This window comes from Klenkia taihuensis (assembly GCF_900112525.1).
In the GTDB taxonomy this organism is placed as follows: Bacteria; Actinomycetota; Actinomycetes; order Mycobacteriales; family Geodermatophilaceae; genus Klenkia; species Klenkia taihuensis.
Genome location: NZ_FOMD01000002.1, coordinates 618045 through 636582, shown reverse-complemented (window position 1 = coordinate 636582; position 18538 = coordinate 618045). Strand labels below are relative to the sequence as shown.

Genomic DNA, 18538 nt, shown 5'->3' with positions numbered 1-18538 from the left:
TCGGTGACCTCGGTGGTTCAGGGTGAGGTCAGCATCACGGGCAGATGGTCACCCCGACGAGGGACGGATCACCGCGCAGAACGGGTCTGCGTGCTCCGATGGAGACCGGACCGCGACGTACCATTCATGACTGCGTAACCGCCGTCGCCGGCCACCGCCGTGATGGATCCGAAAAGGAAGAGCCCTGGATGACGACGAGCCACCGGCAGCAGGCGTCCCTGCGAGGCAGCCGCACCGCCGTCCCAGGGACGAACGAGACCGACTCCTGGCCCGGCCCCGGCCTGCCGACCCGACTGCTCGCAGGGCTGCTCGTGGTGGGTGCGTTGATCGGCGGCACCCTCGGAGCGTTGACTACGCTAGGTGATGATGGGACCACGGTCGTCGTCGGTATGGAGGTCGTCCCCGACGTCACCACGCTCACGGGCCCCCTGGAGACGAGCAACTCGGTCGTCAACGACACGTCGTTCATCCTGAGCGAGATCGCCTACCTCGACTTCGAGCGCGACGCTCAGCAGGACGTCGACCCCGACACGGCGTTGTCGGTGACCCGCGTCGGCACGTCACAAGTCGTGGAGATCGCCGGGACGTCCGCGTCCGAGACGCAGGCCACGGCCGCTGTCGACCGCATCTTCGACGCCTACGTCGAGCGCCGCGTCACGGGGGCGACCAACGCGGTGCAGGGTGACCTCACGGTCGTCCAGCAGCGGTTGGCCGCCCTCGGGGCCGCCGCCGACGACGAGTCCGGTGCCCTGCTGCAGGAGCGGCAGCGACTCCTCGCGCAGGAGGCGGACCTGCAGTCCGCGCTCCAGCGCGCTCAGTTCGTCGTCCCGGTGCTCTACGGCCCCGCGACCCAGCCGGCGGCCGCAGCCTCCTCCACGCTGCTCGCCGCCATCATCGGTGCGGTCGGCGGCATGGTGGTGGCGCTGGTGCTGGTGCTGGGACGACGACTGGTCACCCGGCGACTCCTGGACGCCCGCGAGCTCGCGACGGTCGGCATCAGCCTGCTGCCCCCACGCGTGCCGGCCGGCCGGCCGGGGCAGCGTGGACGAGGTGTTCCGTTGCGCCGTCCGGTCCCTGCCGTCGCCGAGGCGGCGCGGGCCATCTCCGGCCAGCTGCTGCCACCGGGCAGTGGGCCGGCGTCCGTCGTCCTCGTGGACGGCGACCGCAGCTCGGGTGCCGCCGAGGTGGCGTGGTCCGTCGCTTGGGTCAACGCCGCTGCCGGGTCCGCGGTCACGCTCTACGTACCGGCAGAGGACCACGCCGCGTCGACGGTCCCCACAGTCGTGCTCCCCACGTTGTCCGTGGTCGATGTCGCCGCGGGGACGGACGGGGGGTGGCTGCAGCACGAGGTGGCTGCCCAGCTCGCCGCCGGGCGACACGTGCTGCTTGCGGCCACGTGGGGAGCGCCGGAGGCGGTGCTCGACAGCTTCCTGCCGCTCGCCGAGCGCGCCGTCGTCGTCGTCGGCGAGGGCGTCGCGCGCAAGGAGAGCGTCATCGCCACCACCAACGGGCTCGGTTCGCTGGGGGACACCGACTTCGTCGGAGCCGTTGTGACCACTGACCGCCGGGCCTGGGGCGCGCCGGTCGAGCTGGGCGGTCCCGGGTCCCACCGAGACGTCGACCCACGCCGGGTCGAGGCCGCAGAGGCGTGAGCGGTCCCGACCGGGGAGCTGACGGGGGCCGGGAGTTCCGCCGGAGCTTCGCCGCGCGTCTGGTGTTCGCTGTCCTCGGTCTCCTGGCCACCCTCGGTACGTCTGTGGTGGCTGTCCGCGTCCTGGACACCGCCGACGCCGCAGCATTCCTGGCGATCCTCGCCGCCCTCATGCTCGGACCCATGCTCGGCCGCCTGGGCCTGGGGCCGCACCTCATCCGCACCGTCGCCGCCGCTCGGTCCGAGCGCGAGATCGCCCAAGCGGTGACCAGCCACCTCGTGGCGGTCCTCCTGCTCAGTGTGCTCACCGCGCCTCTGGTCGCCTTCCTGGCCACCCCGGCCGTGCGCGAGGGTCGTGGCGCAGTGGTGCTGCTCGTCGTCGTCCTGGTGGTTGCCGAGTCACTGCGCCTGACGGTCAGCGACGTCTACGCCGCAGTCGGCCGGGTGGGATGGGCCGTGCTGGGAACCCACCACGTGCGCGCTCTCTGCTCGCTCTTGGTCGTCCTGGTCGTGGTCGTGTCCGCCGACGACGTCGACCTCATCGCCGTGCTGCTCACCTACACCGGAGCCTCCGTCGTGCTGCTCGCCGTCTCGCTCGTGCGGCTGCCCGTGCGCGGGCACGGCGCGCGCATCGGGCGGTTGACCGGTCTGTTCGCGATCGTCCTGGCGGGAAGTCAGTTCTTCGCTCTCGAGCTGGGGGCGTTCCTGGTCGGGCGGGCCGACGTGTGGGTCGCGGGTTTCAGCTTCAGCGCCCGCGACGCCCTGCTGTACTCGGCAGCCAGTGTGCTGGCGATGCAGGTGGCTTTCGTGGAAGGTCTCGCCAACATCGCTCTGACACCCGTGGCCGCGCGCCTCTGGGCGGCTGGCAAGCGGGACCGCGTAGTGGCTCTGCTGTCGGCGAGCTCGACGCTCACCACCACCGTGACCGTGTTCGGCGTCGGCGTGGTCGCGCTCGCCGCTCCCTGGCTGCTCCGGCTGTACGGCGACGGTCTCGAAGATGCCGCGGCCCTGCTGACGATCCTTGCGGTCGGCGCTCTGGGCATGGCCGCGTTCGGCGGTTGCGCTGTTCTCCTGGTGGCCTCCGGGAACGGCCGCGCCGCCGCGCTCTCGGTCGTGTCGGTGCTCGTCGTCATGGTCCCGGTGGTTGCCGTTGCCACCTGGTGGGGCGGACCTGCTGGTCTCGCCGCGACCAGCGCCAGCGCCACCATCGCGCTGTTCGCGTCGTACACGGTCGCCTGCCGGCGGGCGGTCGGTAGGGTGCCACTGCCGACCTTCCGCGTCGTGCACAGCATCCGGGTGATCCGTGGTGGCCTCACCGCCGACGAGGACGCTGCCGCCGCCCCGGCGGCTGGGGCGGTCGGAGCCAAGGCTGAGGGAACGGTCTCGCGATGACCGCCGTGCTGGGCCCCCCCGCAGAAGCCGCGGTCGGCCCCCGCCGCACCATCTCGGTCTGGTGGCTCTCCCCGGCCGTCATCATCGGGGCGGTCGCCCTGCCGACCACCGTGCTGAGCGGGCTCGTCGCAGATGACCGCTACCGCGCGCTGTGGCGCACACCCAAGGTCGTCGACGCCACCCTCGTCGGCCTCTTCTCTCTGGGCCTGCTGCTGTTCATCCTCGGTGCCCTCCTGCCCGCACTGCGGGGCGCCGCCCCTCCCGCCCGGACCTGGCCCGGCTTCACCGCACGGGACCTGAGGCTGCTCGGGCGGGCTCAGGCCACGCTCTTCGCCCTCACGATGCTCGGTTACGTCGGCTTCGCCTTCGCCACGGCCCGGGCAGGTATCGGCCTGGACGTCTTCGTCCGGGTACTGGTCGACCAGGAGCTCTACGGCGTCGGCATCCGGGACAGCATCGGGACCATCCCCGGTGTGACCACGATGACCCAGTTCGGGGTCGCCTTCGTCGTGGTCACGGGCCTGCTCGTGTCCGCCGAGGGGTGGCGGCGGAGGCACGCCGTGTGGGTCGCGGTCGTCCTGTTCCTGGCGCTCGTGCGGGCCTACTTCGTGACCGAGCGCCTGGCGCTGCTCGAGCTCGTGGTCCCGCTCGTCGTCGTCCTCGTCCTCGGGTGGTCGCGCACTCGTGCCGGGGCCCGGCGGGCAGGGCTCCTGCCGCTCGTCATGCTGCCCGTCGTCGTCGGGGTGTTCGCGGCCTTCGAGTACTCGCGCAGCTGGATCTTCTACCAGGCGCAGGGTGGTCAGTCGTTCCCCGTCTTCGTGGTCGAGCGGTTCGCCGGCTACTACCTCACCGCCTACAACAACGGCGCGATCCGGCTGCTGCACCAGCCCGACTCGGGGCTGCCCTACGACCTCTGGGCAGCGTTCTGGACGGCTCCCGGGATTGCGGACCTCGACCTGTATCGCCGGCTGACAGGGCTGGACGAGCTGCAGGTCTACGGCGAGGCGCTGGCCTCGTTCGGCAACCCCGAGTTCAACAACACGGGCGGTGTGGCCAGCCCGTTCGTAGACCTCGGGTGGGTGGGTGGGCTGCTGTTCTTCCTGCTGGCCGGGTTCCTGTGCGGAGTCCTCTACCGGTCGGTCCGCGCCGGGCGGGCCACCGGTCTCCTCTTCTACCCCTTGGTGGTGCTGACCCTGCTCGAGCTGCCCCGCTACGTCTACATCGCCCAGGGCCGGGCCACGCCCGCGCTGCTCGCCTTCCTCGTCATCGGGGTTCTGCTCAACCGGTCGCGCCGCAACTCCGCCGGGGCGCCGGCATGAGCCCCCGGCTGCGCTACCTGTTCATAGCCACACACGTGCCGAGGTCGGGTGGGGGCGGGGGCATGGTGCGGTACGCAGTGGAGATGGCCCGGGCGCTGGCCGCGCGCGACGACATCGACCTGCACGTGCTGGTCAACGGTGACGGCGACCAGGCCTTCACCGGCCTGGAACTCGGCGGGGTGCACCACACCCGCGGCGGCGGCCAGGTGGGTGCCGCCCTGGAAGGGTTCAGCGGCATGACGACCGGTTGGCGCGGGTTCGACGTCGTCCACGGCACCAAGCACCTGCTCCCCTGGCGCGTGGTCGGCACGCGGGTGCTCACCGTGCACGACATGCTCGTCCTCGACCGGCCGCGCGACTTCGGCCTGGCCAAGCGGGCGCTCGTCCGTACGCCCTACCTGGCCGCCCTTCGATCGGCGGACCTGCTCGTGTGCGTCTCCCGGGCTACCCGCCGCCGGGTTGTCGACTACCTTCCCGAGACCGCCGGACGCACAGCCGTCGTCGGGCACGCAACCCGTTCGGCCCTGCGCGACCAGCCAGCAGCAGAGGTGCCCGCACTCACCGACCGCCGTTTCGCCCTGGTGGTGGGCGACCCCTCGCCACGCAAGAACCTGCGCACAGTCGTGGACGCGTGGCCTGGTGTCATGGCCCGGGACCCCGACGCGGTGCTCGCCGTCGTAGGGCCCTCCGGCTGGGGAACCACCGACCGCGGCGTCGCCTTCGACCGGCTCGTCGCCGACGGCCACGTCCTCCCGCTCGGCCACGTCCCCGACCCAGAGTTGCGCTGGCTCTACGAGAACGCCGCCACGGTCCTGTGCCCCAGCATCGCCGAGGGGTTCGGGCTCCCCGCCAGCGAGGCCCTCGAGCTGGGCGCCCGGGTCATCAGCTCCGAGGACCCCGCGCTCGCCGAAGCAGCCGCCGGCCGCGCGCAGGTCGTGTCCGGTCGCCGTCCGCAGGCGTGGACCGAGGCCGTGGTGGCGCACCTGTCCGCACCGCCCGACGACGGGGCCGACGTCGACACAGGGTCCGGCCGGGACTGGGACCAGGTCGCCGACGAGACCGTCGCGGCCATCCGGCAGCAGCGAGGTCGGCTGTGAGCGCCGACCAGGTCCGCGACCCCGAGCTGCTGTCCACGCCCGTGTACGCAGAGTCCTTGCGCGTACGGCACGTTGCCCACGGCCGCCTCGCCGGGACGGCGCGCGCGGTTGCCCGCCACCAAGCGGCGGCCGGCTGGACTGCGGACCTCGGCGAGGCCGCGGAGTGCGACGTGCTCGTGTTCTGGGGGCGCGTGCCCAGGGCGACGGACATCGTCGGCGCGGGGTCGGTCGTCGTCGTGCTGGACGAAGCCGCCGGACCGGCTTGGCTTGCGACGCGACGGTCCCTGCGCGGGGTGAATGTCGTCCTGCTCCCGCCCCGTCAGCTGCAGCGGTGGCTGCGGTGGGGGCCCGTGGTGCCCTTGGCGCCGCTGCCGGCCCACCTCGCGGACGCGGTGGGTGCCGGCCAGATGTCGGCCTGGATCGCTCGCGCCTACGCCTTCGGGGGCTGAGCCGAACTAGCGGTCGCCGCGGTCAGGTAGTCGGCGCCCGTCGGCCGTGCTGCCGGTCAGCAGGACAGCGTCCTCCGCGTTGGTCCAGAACGCCTGGTCCGGCCCGCCCTCGATCGTCAGCCCTGCCAGGGTGACATCGGCGATCTCGGTGCCCGGGCCTCGCAGCACGCCGACGTCCCAGGACGCGCTGGCCCGGGAGTCGACCAGCTGGAGGTCGCGGACAGTTATTCGCTCAGCGCCTGTGCGCTCGTTGCCCGTGTACACCAGCACCGATCCGTGGTCCTTGTCCGAGTTGGTGTTCGCGCCCGTGACACGGCCGCCCTCGACGAGCACGTCCTGGGAGCCGTAGGTGAAGTACGGGTCGCCCTCGCTGCCGATGTAGACGCCTGCCGCGTCCGTGTCCCTGACGTCGATGTCCCGGTAGGTCACGTCCTGGCCCCCGACCACCGACAGTCCGCGGCCCCACGTGGTGCCCTCCACGACGGGTGACTCGACGACGATGCGCGCCGTGACCGCCTCGTCGGCCAGGTAGGAGACCACGGCCACGCCGTCGTCGCCCGTGCGACGGGTGACCGGTGACACGACCCGTCCGTCGTGCGCGCCGCCCGTCATGTGGATGCCGTCGGCGCGGGAGTCCTCCACGACGACGTCCTCCAGCAGGAAGTCGCCGGCGCCGTTGCCCACGTAGACGCCGGCTGCGGCCGCACCGAGCACGGTCACCCGCCGGACCTGGACACCGTCGCCCGAGATGCGGAGCTTCATCTGCTCCCACGCGTGGAACCGCTGCGTCGAGGTCTCCAGCTGGAGCGTCAGGTCCTCGATCTCGACGTCGTCGCCACTGATGTGCACCGCTGAGGTGAGCTCCCTGGTGGCCAGCAGCGCGGCGCCGTTGCCCTCGAGGTGCACCCCGGACGTCGCCAGCTCGAGGACCTCGGCATGGGGGTAGACGGCGCCGTCCCGGAGCTCGAGCGTGTCGCCCTCCTCCAGCGCCGCGAGGGTCCGCTGGAGCGCTGCGGTGTCGTCGGTGCGGCCGTCGCCGACCGCGCCGTGCTCCTCGGGTGTCACCGTCGTGCCGCGCCCGACCACGACGAGGAGGCCGACGACCAGAGTGGCGCAGGCGACCACCACGGCCATCACGAGCACCGGCCGCCGCGGGGGGGATGGCCGCTGGCCGATGTCGGACGTGCTGGTGGCGCTGGTGTGGTCGTCCATGGGATCCCCCGGTCAGCGGTGGAGCTGCAGCAGCTCCTCGGTCAGGCGGGCGATGTCGGCGTGTGAACGAGTCGCGGTGAAGAGTTCGAACACCCGGCCCCGTCCGGTTCGACCCTCTGCGTCAGCTGCGGGCTCGTCGACGAGCCGCTCGACCAGGGCGCGCGCGAGGGCTGCGGTGTCCTCGGCGGGGACCGCCTCACCAGAGTCTCCCAGGCCGGACCCGATCCCGGCAACGTCGAAGGCGACCACGCTGCGCGCGGTGCTCATCGCCTCCATGGCGACCAGCGGCAACCCGGCCTCCCACCGGGAGGGGACGGCGACGACGGTGGCGGCGGCGTACCAGTCGGCGAGGTCGGAGTTGGGGGCGACGTGCACACCGGCCGGCGCCGCGGCCAGGAGCTCGGGGTGGTCGACCCCGTCGCCGACGAAGACGAGACGAGCACCCGGTACCTGCGCGACCACGGTCCGCCAGGCCTCGACCAGAAGATCTTGCCCCTTCTGCCGTGCGTAGCGTCCGACGCACACGACCGTCGGGGCCTCCGGGACCCCCAGCCGGGCCCGGCTCGCTGCACGGTCACCCGTGGGCCAGCGAGCCGTGTCGATGCCGTTCGGGGTCACCTCGAGACGGCCGTGGACGCCGACGGCCCGACCCGCGGCCGCTTCGGCCTCGCTGACACAGACCGTGAGGTGGGTCCAGCGGGATGCCCGCCGCTCCCATTCCTGGGACAACCGGCGGACCGGCCCGCTGACGGCGTCGAACGACCAGGCGTGCGGCTGGAACACCGTGGGCCGACGTCCGCGCACCGCCAGCCGTCCCGCGAGGCCGGCCTTGGCGCTGTGGAGGTGGACGACGTCCGGGTCCACCTGCCGAATGAGGGCGGACAGCGACCGCGTCTCCGTCACCACCGAAAGACCCGGCGAGCGGGTCGCCTCCCACCGGACGACGTCCACGCCGGTCGCGGTCAACGCCTCCGGCAACCAGCCCTGTGCCGGACAGGCCACCGTCACCTGCCAGCCCCGCGCGACCTGATCGGACGCCAGCCCCGCGACGACCCGGGCGACCCCGGCGTGCACGGGCTGGCTCACGTGAAGGACGTGGGGCGGTCTGCTCGGCATACCCGCCAGCATGCGTGATGGGGTGGAGATGTCGGGGGCAGGGCGCCTGGATGAACGAGGGATGTCCTATACGGAACCCCGGACGAATGTAGGACAAGTCACAAAGAAACTTATAACGGCCTCAGCGGCGCGACACCCCGCTCACAGCTACTCAGTGTCACTGGATGTACTCGAAGGTGGACACTACTAGCTGGTAAGGGTGCAGATCCGCACGGAAGAGATTGCTCCACGATCGCGCAGAGTGACCCCCTCGCCTACCCTGGCCACGCCAGCGTCCAAAGGAGGGCGGCAGTCAGACGACGACGGCCGGGTCCGTCACGGGGGTCAGCACTGTCTTGAGCACGACCACGGATCACGATCCTGCATCGGCGACCGTCGACGGGACGGCGCCGGCGGGGCCTGTTGGTTCGCCGCATGCGCAGTCCCGACGGCGGTTGAGCTGGGCGGCCGCATCTCGCTTGCGCGGGTCTGGCACCGACTCCCGCCGTGCATGGCGCGCCAGTTACCGGCGTCGCATCGCGTTGTGGGACGTGGTGGCCGCCGTGGTGGCGAGCGGGTTCAGCTACTGGGTCCACTTCGGGGCGGATGCACCGCTCGAGGGCGCCCCGCAGTCGGCCGCACGGGTCCTGGCTCTTGCCATGCCGGCCGTCTGGCTCCTGTTGATGGTCGCTGCCCGCACGTACGAGGAGCGGTTCCTCTGGATCGGCCCGGAGGAGTTCCGCCGGGTCGCCCGGGCGACGTTGGTGCTGCTTGCCGGCGCCGCATTCGTGTCCTGGGCGTTCAAGGCCGACCTTGCTCGTGGGTTCACCATGACGGCGATCCCGCTGGCGGGGTTGTTGACCCTGGCGGCCCGCTGGGCGCACCGGAAAGCGCTGCACCGGTCCCGAGTAGCGGGTCGACACGTGCAGACCACGATCATCGTGGGGCACCGCTCAGGCGTGGCGCATCTGCGTGCCCAGATCGACCGCGAGGCCCACCACGGCTACCGGGTCATCGGGTGCGTCGTCCCCGGGGGCGACGTGGACGGGGACGCGGCGTTCGACGGACTGCCGGTGCTGGGGGACATGACCCAGGTCGCGGAGGTCGTCCGGCACTACGAGGTCGACACGGTCGCGGTGCTGCCTTCGCCCGAGCTCGACGGACCTGAACTGCGTCGGCTGGGCTGGCAGCTCGAGGCGACCAAGGCAGAGCTGCTGCTGGCACCCGCGGTGACCGAGATCGTCGGCACCCGCGTCGCCATCCGGCCGGTGTCCGGCCTGCCGCTGCTGCACATGGACAGCCCCGAGTTCAGCGGCCCGCGCCGCTGGGCGAAGTCGGCGTTCGACCGTACCGTGGCCGGGCTCCTGGTGCTGATGACCGCGCCGGCGCTCCTGGCGATCGCGATCGCGGTCAAGGTGACCAGCCCGGGGCCCGTGTTCTACCGGCACCAGCGCATCGGCATGGACGGCGAGCCGTTCGAGGTGCTGAAGTTCCGCAGCATGCGGCCGGGCTCCGACCGCGAGGTCGACGAGCTGTTCGCCACCTCCAACGAGGGCAACGACGTCCAGTTCAAGATGAAGGCCGATCCCCGCATCACCGGGGTCGGCGCGGTGCTGCGGCGCTACTCGCTCGACGAGCTGCCCCAGCTGTTCAACGTGCTGGGCGGCAGCATGTCGCTCGTCGGGCCCCGGCCGCACGTGACCCGCGAGGTCGAGGCCTACGGCGTCGACATGCGGCGCAGGCTGCTGGTCAAGCCGGGCATCACCGGTCTGTGGCAGATCAGCGGCCGGTCGGACCTGTCGTGGGACGAGTCGGTGCGCATCGACGTGCGCTACGTCGAGAACTGGTCGCTGTCGTTCGACTTCATGATCCTGGCCAAGACCTTCGGTGCCGTCGTCAGGGGTTCCGGGGCGTACTGACCCCACCGGGAGCGATCATTCGGTGACACGCCGTCACAGATCCGCCCGTCCCGGGGTGCGGGACGGGCATCCTGTCGCGGTGATGTGGTGGGCGGTGGCCGGTCTGGTCGGTTGGTGCGCGAGCGCACCCCTGGTGGCCGTCGCGACGGGCCGGGTGCTGCGCCGGCGGACCCCCGGCGTCGCGGTCGAGGATCTGCTCCGCGTGCCCGAGGCCTGGGCTGCCGACCGGCTGGACCCCGCCGGAGCCTGATCGCCGGCACCTCCCTGCGGGGACGGGTCCGTGCCGGCACCCCGACGCGCACCCGCTGGTGGGGGAGGGGTCCGGCCCGGTGGGCCCTCGGCGACACCGCGTCAGCTGATCTGCTCGGGTCAGTCCTCGTCGAAGGGGACGTAGATGCAGGTCCCCGACGCCAGCGCATCCAGCCGGCCGCCGCACGTCGAGCCGTACCACTCGTAGAACGTCCCGCCCGGGGTCGAGTAGTAGAGGTCGTCGCAGGACCCGACCGCGCCGTCGAAGCAGCTCTGCGCGAAGGGGTCCAGCTGCTCGTCGTACTCCGGGTCACCGGTGGCGGGCGGGGGGACGGCTGCGCCGTCCTGGTACAGGTCGGCGTACTGGGTCGTGTCCGGTTCGAGCAGCGGCTCGCCGGGCCCGTAGCCCAGCCCGTACGGGTCGGTGGCGTACGGGTCCGTCGCGTACGGGTCGAACCCCGGGATCGGGCCGGCGGCGAACCAGCCGTACGAGGCCTCCTCGGCCGGCGACGTCCCCGGCGCGGTCGCGAGCACCAGCACGGTGGCCACGGCCAGCGCACCGACCGGCGCGAGGACGGCGAGGGCCGGACCGGGGGCGCGGCGCGGGGTGACCCACTGCCCGGTCTCGGGCTGCCACACCGGCGCAGCCGCGCGACGGGAGGTGAGCCAGGTGGCCACGGACCGCTGCAGGACCAGGACCAGCCGCACGACGGGCGTCGCCAGCGACACCACCACCGCCCCGATGACGACGCCGCGCAACGGGTCGGTGAACCCGAACGGGTCGTCGCCCACCGCGACGAGGACGGCGACGGCGAGCGCCACGGTCACCGCGATCTGCAGGACGGCGCCGACGACGAGCAGGGTCCGTCCGGTACCGCGGAGCAGGGCGAGGCTGCCGAGCAGCAGGACGGCGGCCACCGCGAGGGCGAGTGCGGAACCGAGGGCGATGGCCGCACCGGCCCCGTCGGTCCCGCTGGCCGCGGTCCCGGCGAGGACGAACACCACGATGCTCAGCACGGAGGCGGCGTCGACGAACCCGAGGACGGCAGCGGCAACCGCGACGCCGGGCGTGCGCGGCTGCGGGGCGTGCCCCGGGCAGAACTGTGACATCGTGCCGTACCCCCGTCTGACCAGGCCGGACGTCCGCCGGTGGGAAGCGAGCATGCGTGAGGGCCACGAGCCGGTCAACGCGGCTCACCGCAGGCCGCCCGCCGACGACACCGCGCTGCACGGTGCGGGCCCGGTCCTCCTGGCGCAGCCGATCGGCTCCTCGGTGGACGCCCCGCGTTCGGGTCGACAACCGCCCGGGACGGCTGAGGCGGGTGGGGACGACACGGGGCGACACCTGTGCCGATGACCCGCTGTAGCCGTCTGATCACGCTAGCTTCGGTGCTGCCGGCCGATGCTCCGCCGGCCCAGGATGGTGAGGAGTCCACAGTGGGTGCAGACGTGCACGAGGTGCTGCGGCAGGGTCGCTGGTTGCTGGTCCTGGGGCTGCTCACCGGTCTGGCCGTCGCCCTGGGTGTCGGGCTCCTCCTCGGGTCCACGGGCGGAGACCTCGTGCTGACGGCCGTGGCCGGTCTGCTCGCCGGCAACTCCGGCGGCCTCGTCGCCGCAGTGGTCCTCCTGCGCGGCGCACTCCGCCCCGCCGGGCGCTGACCGCCGTCCTGGCGACGCCGGTCGCCGGCAACTGGTCCCGCGGCGCCGCCGACGTGCTCGCCGGGCGCGGCGCCACCTCCGACGGTTCCCCGGCCCGCGCGGTCCTCGGCCTGCCGTGCCCACCTGACGGGGACCGTCGCGCTGGGTGACCGCGCACCCCCTCGCGACCCCCTTCTGGGGTCTACAGCTCCGTCGGGCACAGGTCGATGCTGGGGAGGTGCTCGTCCTGCTCCTCGCCGCCTGGGTCGTCGGCGGTCTGCTGCTCGCCCTGGGCATCGGCGCCGCGATCCGTGTCGCGGAGGCTCGCCGTGGGTGGGTGCAGGACGACGCCGCGGTGGAGCCCGAGGTGCTGACCTCCGCCTGACCCGGCTCAGCCCAGGACGGGCGCATCCGGGGCCCAGGGCCGGCCCGGTGCCCGTTCCGCCGGCAGGGTTCCGGCACCGGGCCGCTCGACCGCTCGACCGCTCAAGCGCTCGGGCGCGTCGGTGGGTCAGCAGCGCCGGGTCAGCGCGGGACGTCGGGCAGCGCCTGGTCGGCGAACTCGGCCGCGTTCTGGCCGAGGGAGTCACTGTTCAGGTACCCCCACATGCGGGCGCCGTCGACCGGGTCGAGGTAGACCACGCTCGCTGCTCCCTCCGTGCCGGTGCCGAGCACGGGCGCGGTGAAGAAGTCGACGTCCTCGGGGGTCACGCTGCGAGCGGACAGCGCGAGCTCGAGCAGGTCGGTGGTGCCGAGGGAGTCGTCGACCGCCACCGAGCCGGTGATGATCCGCAGCACCGAGTCCACCTGGCCGACGCTGTCGAAGGTGCCGGCGGCGAAGAGCTTGCCGAACATCGAGCGCAGGTAGTTCTGCTGCCGCCGCACCCGGTCGAAGTCGCCCCCGGCCAGGTCGTAGCGCTGCCCGACGTACCAGCGGGCCATGTCACCGTCCAGGTGGTTAACCCCCGCGGTGAACGTGTAGGGCCCGTTGGTGGTGGTCTCGGCGACCTCGACGTCGACCCCGCCCAGCTGGTCGGTCATCGAGATGAGCTCGTCGAAGCTGATCGCGGCGAAGTGGTCGATGCGCACGCCGGTGAGCTGCTCGACGGTCTGGATGAGCAGGCTCGGCCCACCGAACGCGTACGCCGCGTTGATCTTGTTCTTGCCCCGGCCGGGGATGTCCACCCAGGAGTCCCGCGGGATCGAGATGAACTGCACGTGCTGCCGGTCACCGGACAGCCGGGCGATCATGATCGCGTCGGAGCGGGCATCGGGCAGCTGGCCGTCGACCACCTCGGCGCGGGTGTCCGAGCCCACCAGCAGGAAGGTGACCGGGTCGGCGTCCGTCGCCGTGGCGGGGGTCGCCGCGGCCGGGCGGGCCGACGGGTCCAGGCCGGTGAAGACGTCCTGCACGCGGGCGACGTTCCCGCCGTAGCGGTCGGCGAGGAACCAGGCCCCGCCACCGACCAGCAGCGCGAGCGCCAGGGCCAGGACGCCGATGGACAGCAGAGCGGTGCGCAGCGCGCGACGCCGGCGGGACCGGCCGAGTGCCGGCGCGGGCCGGTCCTCGTCCTCGGCCGAGCCGAAGACCGGGTGGTGGTCCGGTTCGTCGGCGGGCTGCTGGTCGTCGCGCACGGTCGTCCCCTGTCTCCGTCCCCTGTCTCGTGGTCGCGCCGAGGTTAGACGCAGGGGACCGTCACCGACCCCGACCGCGTGCGCTGCACCACTCGAAGGGGTCTCCCCGTGATGCCGCACAGCGACCGCCCCATGACCACGAGTAGTGCAACGGCGGTCGTCACCTTCTGTCATGCCCCGCGTCGACACACGTTGGTGTGGTCCGCGCGAGAACCCCTTGCCCGACACCTCACGGACGGTCACTGTGTTCCCGGACGTCGGGTGGTGTTCATCCGTCGATCGTGTGGTCACGGGGCCGGGGGCTTCTGCAGCAGTGACGACGAGTGAGGGGACGACGCATGCGGGTGGAGCTGCGCGGCGGGGGGCCGACAGCGGCGGGCGAGGGCGGGCACACCTCCTTCGTGACCCAGCGTGCACTGCTGGCCCGTCCGGGTGACGAGCTCGCCCGGCCCGGCCCGGTCGGTGACCCCGGCCGTGCCGACCGGTCGCCCCGTCCCGGGTCCTGGGTCCGCGGCTACCTCGCCGGGCTCATCGGCGCCGATGCCGCGCTCGGCGCGCTGGCCGGCGTCGTCGTGGTCACCCAGACCTGGAGCGACCCGCGCGACGTGCTCTTCTGGGTGTGCGCGGCGCTGCCGCTGCTGTGGCCGGTGCTCGTCGGCCTCGCCGGCGGGTACGCCGCCCGGGTCGCGGCGCTGGGCCGCGAGGAGCTCTCCCGCGTGCTGCGCGCCGGGGTGGTCGTGCTGGCGGCCACCGGCTTCACCTCCTACGCCTTCGAGCTCGCGCTGTCCCGTCTGCTCGTCGCCGTCGTGCTGCCCGGCCTCGTCGTGGCCTCCCTGGTCGTCCGCTACGTCGCCCGCGCCCGGCTGCGCGCCCTGCGGCGCGCCGGGCGCTGCACCAAGCGGGTGCTGCTCGTGGGCCGGGGGGCCGCGGTGCTCGGGCTCGCCGAGCGGCTGGCCGCCGACCCGTCGTCCGGGCTCGACGTGGTCGGCGCGTGCGTCACCGAGGCCGACCGGCGGCACGTCGCGGGTGTCACCGGCTTGCCGGTGGCGGGCCTGGAGGACGTCCGGGACCTCGCGCTGCAGGTCGGCGCGGACACCGTCGCGGTCACCAGTGCCAGCGAGACCGCGGCCCAGTACCTGCGCCGGCTGTCGTGGGGCCTCGAGGGCACCGGGTTGGAGCTGCTGGTGGCCCCCGGGCTGATCGAGGTCGCCGGCCCGCGACTGCACATCCGCCCCTACGACGGCCTGCCCCTGCTGGCCGTCGAGCAGCCGCGCTTCGAGGGGTGGCGCCGGGTGGTGAAGACCTCGGTCGACCGCGGTCTCGCGCTGGGTGCGGTCGTGCTGCTCGCGCCGCTGCTCCTCGCCCTCGCCGTCGCCGTCCGGCTGGACAGCCCGGGGCCGGTGCTCTTCCGCCAGGAGCGGGTCGGCAAGGACGGCCGCACCTTCTCGATGATCAAGTTCCGCAGCATGGTCGTGGACGCCGAGGTCCAGCTGGCGCGGCTGCAGGCGGTCAACGAGTCCGACGGGCTGCTGTTCAAGATGCGGCGCGACCCGCGGATCACCCGGGTCGGGCGCTGGCTGCGCAGGCTCTCCCTGGACGAGCTGCCCCAGCTGTTCAACGTCCTCGGTGGGTCGATGTCGCTGGTCGGGCCCCGGCCACCGCTGCCCGTCGAGGTGGCCCGCTACGACGGCTCGACCACCCGGCGGCTGCTGGTCAAGCCCGGCCTCACCGGGCTGTGGCAGATCTCCGGGCGCAGCGACCTGTCGTGGGAGGAGTCGGTCCGGCTGGACCTGCGCTACGTGGAGAACTGGTCGCTGGCGATGGACGCCTCCATCCTGTGGCGCACCGGGCGGGCCGTGCTGTCCTCCTCGGGCGCCTACTGACCGGTTCGGCGACGCGGGGCGCCCCCCGCGCGGGTGACACCGCCGGGCCGGATCCGGGTCACCTGCCGCCCGCGGACGGCTCCTGGACCCACCCGGGCGGGTGACGGTCGCCTCCAGACCGGCTGCACCTGGGCCGATGGGTCCGAGACTCAGCACTCCCGCAACGAGAACGGATGGAGGCGCCCGTGCGCATCGCACTGGTGGGCACCCGAGGTGTCCCGGCCGCGTACGGCGGATTCGAGACGGCCGTCGAGGAGGTGGGCCGCCGGCTCGCCGACTCCGGCCACGACGTCGTCGTGTACTGCCGCACCACCCCCGGCGCCACCGAGCAGCCGGCCACGCACCTCGGCATGCGCCTGGTGCACCTGCCCGCCGCCCGCAAGCGGGCGCTGGAGACCCTGTCGCACACCGCGCTGTCCGTCGGGCACCTGGTCACCCACCGCACCGACGCCGCGTTCGTCTTCAACGCCGCCAACGCCCCGCTGCTGCCGGTCATCCGCGCCGCACGCATCCCCGTCGCCACGCACGTCGACGGCCTGGAGTGGAAGCGCACCAAGTGGAGCGGCACCGGCCAGAAGTACTACCGGATGGCCGAGTCCCTCGCCGTCCGCTGGTCCGACGCCCTCATCGCCGACGCCCAGGGCATCGCCGACTACTACACGGAGGAGTTCGGCGCCCCGACCGACCTCATCACCTACGGCGCGCCGGTCATCGACCCGCCCGCCGACCGCCTCGCCGAGGTCGGCCTGACCGCCCGCGGCTACCACCTGGTCGTCGCCCGCTTCGAGCCCGAGAACCACGTCGCCGAGATCGTCGAGGGCTACACCGCCAGCGGCGCCACCCAGCCGCTCGTCGTCGTCGGCTCGGCCCCCTACTCCGACGAGTACACCGCCCGGGTGCACGGCCTGGCCGACGGCCGCGTCCGCTTCCTCGGCGGCGTCTGGGACCAGGAGCTGCTCGACGTCCTCTACGCCCACGCCACCACCTACCTGCACGGGCACTCCGTCGGTGGCACCAACCCCTCGCTGCTGCGCGCGCTGGGCGCCGGCGCGACCGTGCTGGCCTTCGACGTGTCCTTCAACCGCGAGGTGCTGGGCGTCGCCGGACGGTTCTTCGCGACCGCAGGTGACATCCCGGCGCTGCTGGCCCGCGCCGAGGACGACCCGGCGAACGCCCGCAAGCGCGGTGCGCAGGCCCGCGAGCGCGCCGCCGCGTACGACTGGGACGACGTCGCCGCCCGCTACGCCGACCTCGCCCGCCGGCTCGCCGCCCGGGAGTTCCCGCGCCGCCGTCCCGCCGGCCGCCGGGCCACCCGCCCGGAGACCACCGCGCCGGTCCCCGAGCCGGCCCGCGGCGGCAGCGGCACGCGTCTGCGGCCGGTCGCGTGACCGCCGTGCTGACCCCTGCCCGCCGCCCCGAACCCGGGGAGACCGTCGGCGCCACCGTGCGCCGGCTGGCCGGTGCGCAGAAGGGCGCGAAGGGCGCCCCCGCCTACTCGCGCTTCGTCAACCGGCCCATCGGCCGGGTGCTGGCCGCGCTGGCCTTCCACCGCGGGCTGACCCCGGACGCGGTCACCGGGCTCAGCGCGGTGTGCACGTTCACCGGCCTGGGCGTCGTCGCCCTCGCCCCGCACACCTGGCTGACCGGCGTGCTGGTCACCGCGCTGCTGGTGCTCGGGTACGCGCTCGACTCCGCCGACGGCCAGCTGGCCCGGCTGCGCGGCGGCGGGTCGCCGGCGGGGGAGTGGCTGGACCACGCCGTCGACTCCGCGAAGGTCGTGGCCGTCCACCTGTGCGTGCTGGTCGGCCTCTACCGCACCGGTGAGCTTGCGCCCGGCTGGCTGCTGGTCCCGCTCGGCTTCGCCGTCGTCGCGGTCACCCACTTCTCGCTGACCCTGCTCAACGAGGCCCTCCGCGCCCAGCACGGCGCCCGCACCCGGGCGGCCCGCGCCGTCCCCGGGGAGCGGCCCAGCGTGCTGCGCTCCCTGCTCGTCGCGCCGACCGACTACGGCGTGCTGTGCCTGGTGTTCGTGCTGCTCGGCGCGACGCCCGTGTTCCTCGCCGCCTACGGCCTCCTCGCCGTCGGCACCACCGGTTACCTCCTGCTCGCGCTCCCGCGCTGGCGGAACGAGATGGCGGCCCTGGGTCGCCAGGACGGGACGACGTCATGAGCTCGCCCACCACCTCCCGGCGGCCCTCCCGCCGGCTGCTGGCCCTGGTCGGGGCGGGGGTGGTCGTCGTCCTGGCGGCCGTGGCCCTGTTCCTCACCACCCGGGACGGCGGACGGGACGACGCCGCCGCGACCTCGACGGCCACCGTCCCCGGTGACCCCGTGAGCTCCGAGCCGGCGCCGACCAACCCGCCCACCCCGGAACCCTCCGGCCCCACCGCCGACGCGACCGACCTGCCGCCGACCCTCTCCGCGGTCGGCCTCACCGACCCGGCTGCCGTCGGCGACGGCGTCACCGGCCGGCTGGTCTCGATCGAGGCCGTGCAGGGCAGCGGGGAGGGCATCGGCAACATCGACGGCCCGTCCCTGCTGGTGACCGTCGAGCTGACCAACGGCACCGACGCACCGGTCTCCTTCGACGCGGTCGCGGCCGAGGCCTACACCGGCGCGGACCTGACGCCGGCGACGCTGCTCGACGACCCGCAGGCCAACCCGCTGCGCGGGACCGTCGACCCGGGTGACTCGGTCACGGGGAGTTACGTCTTCTACGTCCCCGAGTCCGACCGCGGCGACGTGACGATCCAGGTCGGCTACCAGGCCGGTGCGCCGTACCTCGTGTGGAGGGGCGCGGTGTCGTGACCCGCCGGGTCTGAGACACGCCTGGTCGACCTGCACGAACCCGGTACCACCGGTACCCGGGGTCACGCAGCGCGACCGGGCGGGCGCGCAACCGCTCCGACACGAGCGAATTCACCCGAACGGGCGCGGATTCCCTCTGGTGCCGGATTCAAACACCACGCAGAGTGAACAACCGATGCCGGGCGCCTGGG

At 73.3% G+C, this 18538-nt stretch carries 16 protein-coding genes; 12 read left to right on the top strand and 4 right to left on the bottom strand.

The features are described from left to right. Positions 1-44 precede the first annotated feature (44 nt). The 5 genes from BM158_RS10995 (at position 45) to BM158_RS10975 (ending at position 5908) form a co-directional block, all read left to right on the top strand. Positions 45-1652, top strand: coding sequence for a GumC domain-containing protein (locus tag BM158_RS10995; protein WP_131802021.1), 1608 nt, complete (start codon positions 45-47; stop codon positions 1650-1652). Next, entirely contained in the window at positions 1649-3043 is a 1395-nt protein-coding gene (locus BM158_RS10990) for a lipopolysaccharide biosynthesis protein (protein ID WP_091557916.1), read from the top strand. Before BM158_RS10995 ends, BM158_RS10990 begins: the two co-directional genes overlap by 4 nt. Beyond that, complete coding sequence (locus BM158_RS10985) at positions 3040-4362, top strand: hypothetical protein (RefSeq protein ID WP_091557912.1); 1323 nt, start codon at positions 3040-3042, stop codon at positions 4360-4362. Before BM158_RS10990 ends, BM158_RS10985 begins: the two co-directional genes overlap by 4 nt. A gap of 62 nt (positions 4363-4424) precedes the next feature. After that, a complete protein-coding gene (locus BM158_RS10980; protein ID WP_229827688.1) occupies positions 4425-5459 on the top strand; it encodes a glycosyltransferase in 1035 nt (344 codons plus the stop codon). Next, positions 5456-5908 carry a hypothetical protein gene (locus BM158_RS10975; RefSeq protein WP_091557906.1) on the top strand — a complete coding sequence of 151 codons (453 nt, stop codon included), beginning with the start codon at positions 5456-5458 and terminating at the stop codon, positions 5906-5908. Before BM158_RS10980 ends, BM158_RS10975 begins: the two co-directional genes overlap by 4 nt. A gap of 6 nt (positions 5909-5914) precedes the next feature. Here the strand turns inward: BM158_RS10975 and BM158_RS10970 are convergent, their stop codons facing one another. Together BM158_RS10970 and BM158_RS10965 are read right to left on the bottom strand one after the other, a co-directional pair. Beyond that, positions 5915-7120 carry a right-handed parallel beta-helix repeat-containing protein gene (locus BM158_RS10970; RefSeq protein ID WP_091557902.1) on the bottom strand — a complete coding sequence of 402 codons (1206 nt, stop codon included), beginning with the start codon at positions 7118-7120 and terminating at the stop codon, positions 5915-5917. A gap of 12 nt (positions 7121-7132) precedes the next feature. After that, complete coding sequence (locus tag BM158_RS10965) at positions 7133-8206, bottom strand: glycosyltransferase (protein ID WP_207506394.1); 1074 nt, start codon at positions 8204-8206, stop codon at positions 7133-7135. A gap of 365 nt (positions 8207-8571) precedes the next feature. Between BM158_RS10965 and BM158_RS10960 the strand changes: the two genes are divergently transcribed. After that, entirely contained in the window at positions 8572-10134 is a 1563-nt protein-coding gene (locus tag BM158_RS10960) for a sugar transferase (RefSeq protein ID WP_091557895.1), read from the top strand. 369 nt (positions 10135-10503) lie between these two features. Here the strand turns inward: BM158_RS10960 and BM158_RS10955 are convergent, their stop codons facing one another. After that, complete coding sequence (locus tag BM158_RS10955; RefSeq protein ID WP_091557892.1) at positions 10504-11493, bottom strand: hypothetical protein; 990 nt, start codon at positions 11491-11493, stop codon at positions 10504-10506. 327 nt (positions 11494-11820) lie between these two features. Here BM158_RS10955 and BM158_RS10950 point away from each other — a divergent pair, with 327 nt between their 5' ends. Beyond that, positions 11821-12042: a hypothetical protein gene (locus tag BM158_RS10950; protein ID WP_091557886.1), complete on the top strand. Its 222-nt coding sequence runs from the start codon at positions 11821-11823 to the stop codon at positions 12040-12042. Between the two features lie 217 nt (positions 12043-12259). Beyond that, entirely contained in the window at positions 12260-12406 is a 147-nt protein-coding gene (locus tag BM158_RS21775; RefSeq protein WP_165628891.1) for a hypothetical protein, read from the top strand. Between the two features lie 140 nt (positions 12407-12546). Here the strand turns inward: BM158_RS21775 and BM158_RS10945 are convergent, their stop codons facing one another. After that, positions 12547-13656, bottom strand: a complete 1110-nt coding sequence (locus BM158_RS10945; RefSeq protein ID WP_229827689.1) for an LCP family protein — start codon at positions 13654-13656, stop codon at positions 12547-12549. A 401-nt stretch (positions 13657-14057) separates the two neighbouring features. Between BM158_RS10945 and BM158_RS10940 the strand changes: the two genes are divergently transcribed. From BM158_RS10940 to BM158_RS10925, 4 genes are all read left to right on the top strand, one after another. Then, entirely contained in the window at positions 14058-15539 is a 1482-nt protein-coding gene (locus BM158_RS10940; RefSeq protein WP_229827690.1) for a sugar transferase, read from the top strand. A gap of 185 nt (positions 15540-15724) precedes the next feature. Beyond that, positions 15725-16927: a DUF1972 domain-containing protein gene (locus BM158_RS10935; protein WP_207506392.1), complete on the top strand. Its 1203-nt coding sequence runs from the start codon at positions 15725-15727 to the stop codon at positions 16925-16927. Beyond that, positions 16924-17709 carry a CDP-alcohol phosphatidyltransferase family protein gene (locus tag BM158_RS10930; protein WP_091557866.1) on the top strand — a complete coding sequence of 262 codons (786 nt, stop codon included), beginning with the start codon at positions 16924-16926 and terminating at the stop codon, positions 17707-17709. The genes BM158_RS10935 and BM158_RS10930 overlap by 4 nt, the downstream gene beginning before the upstream one ends. Beyond that, complete coding sequence (locus tag BM158_RS10925; protein WP_091557863.1) at positions 17706-18347, top strand: DUF4352 domain-containing protein; 642 nt, start codon at positions 17706-17708, stop codon at positions 18345-18347. Before BM158_RS10930 ends, BM158_RS10925 begins: the two co-directional genes overlap by 4 nt. Positions 18348-18538 lie beyond the last annotated feature (191 nt).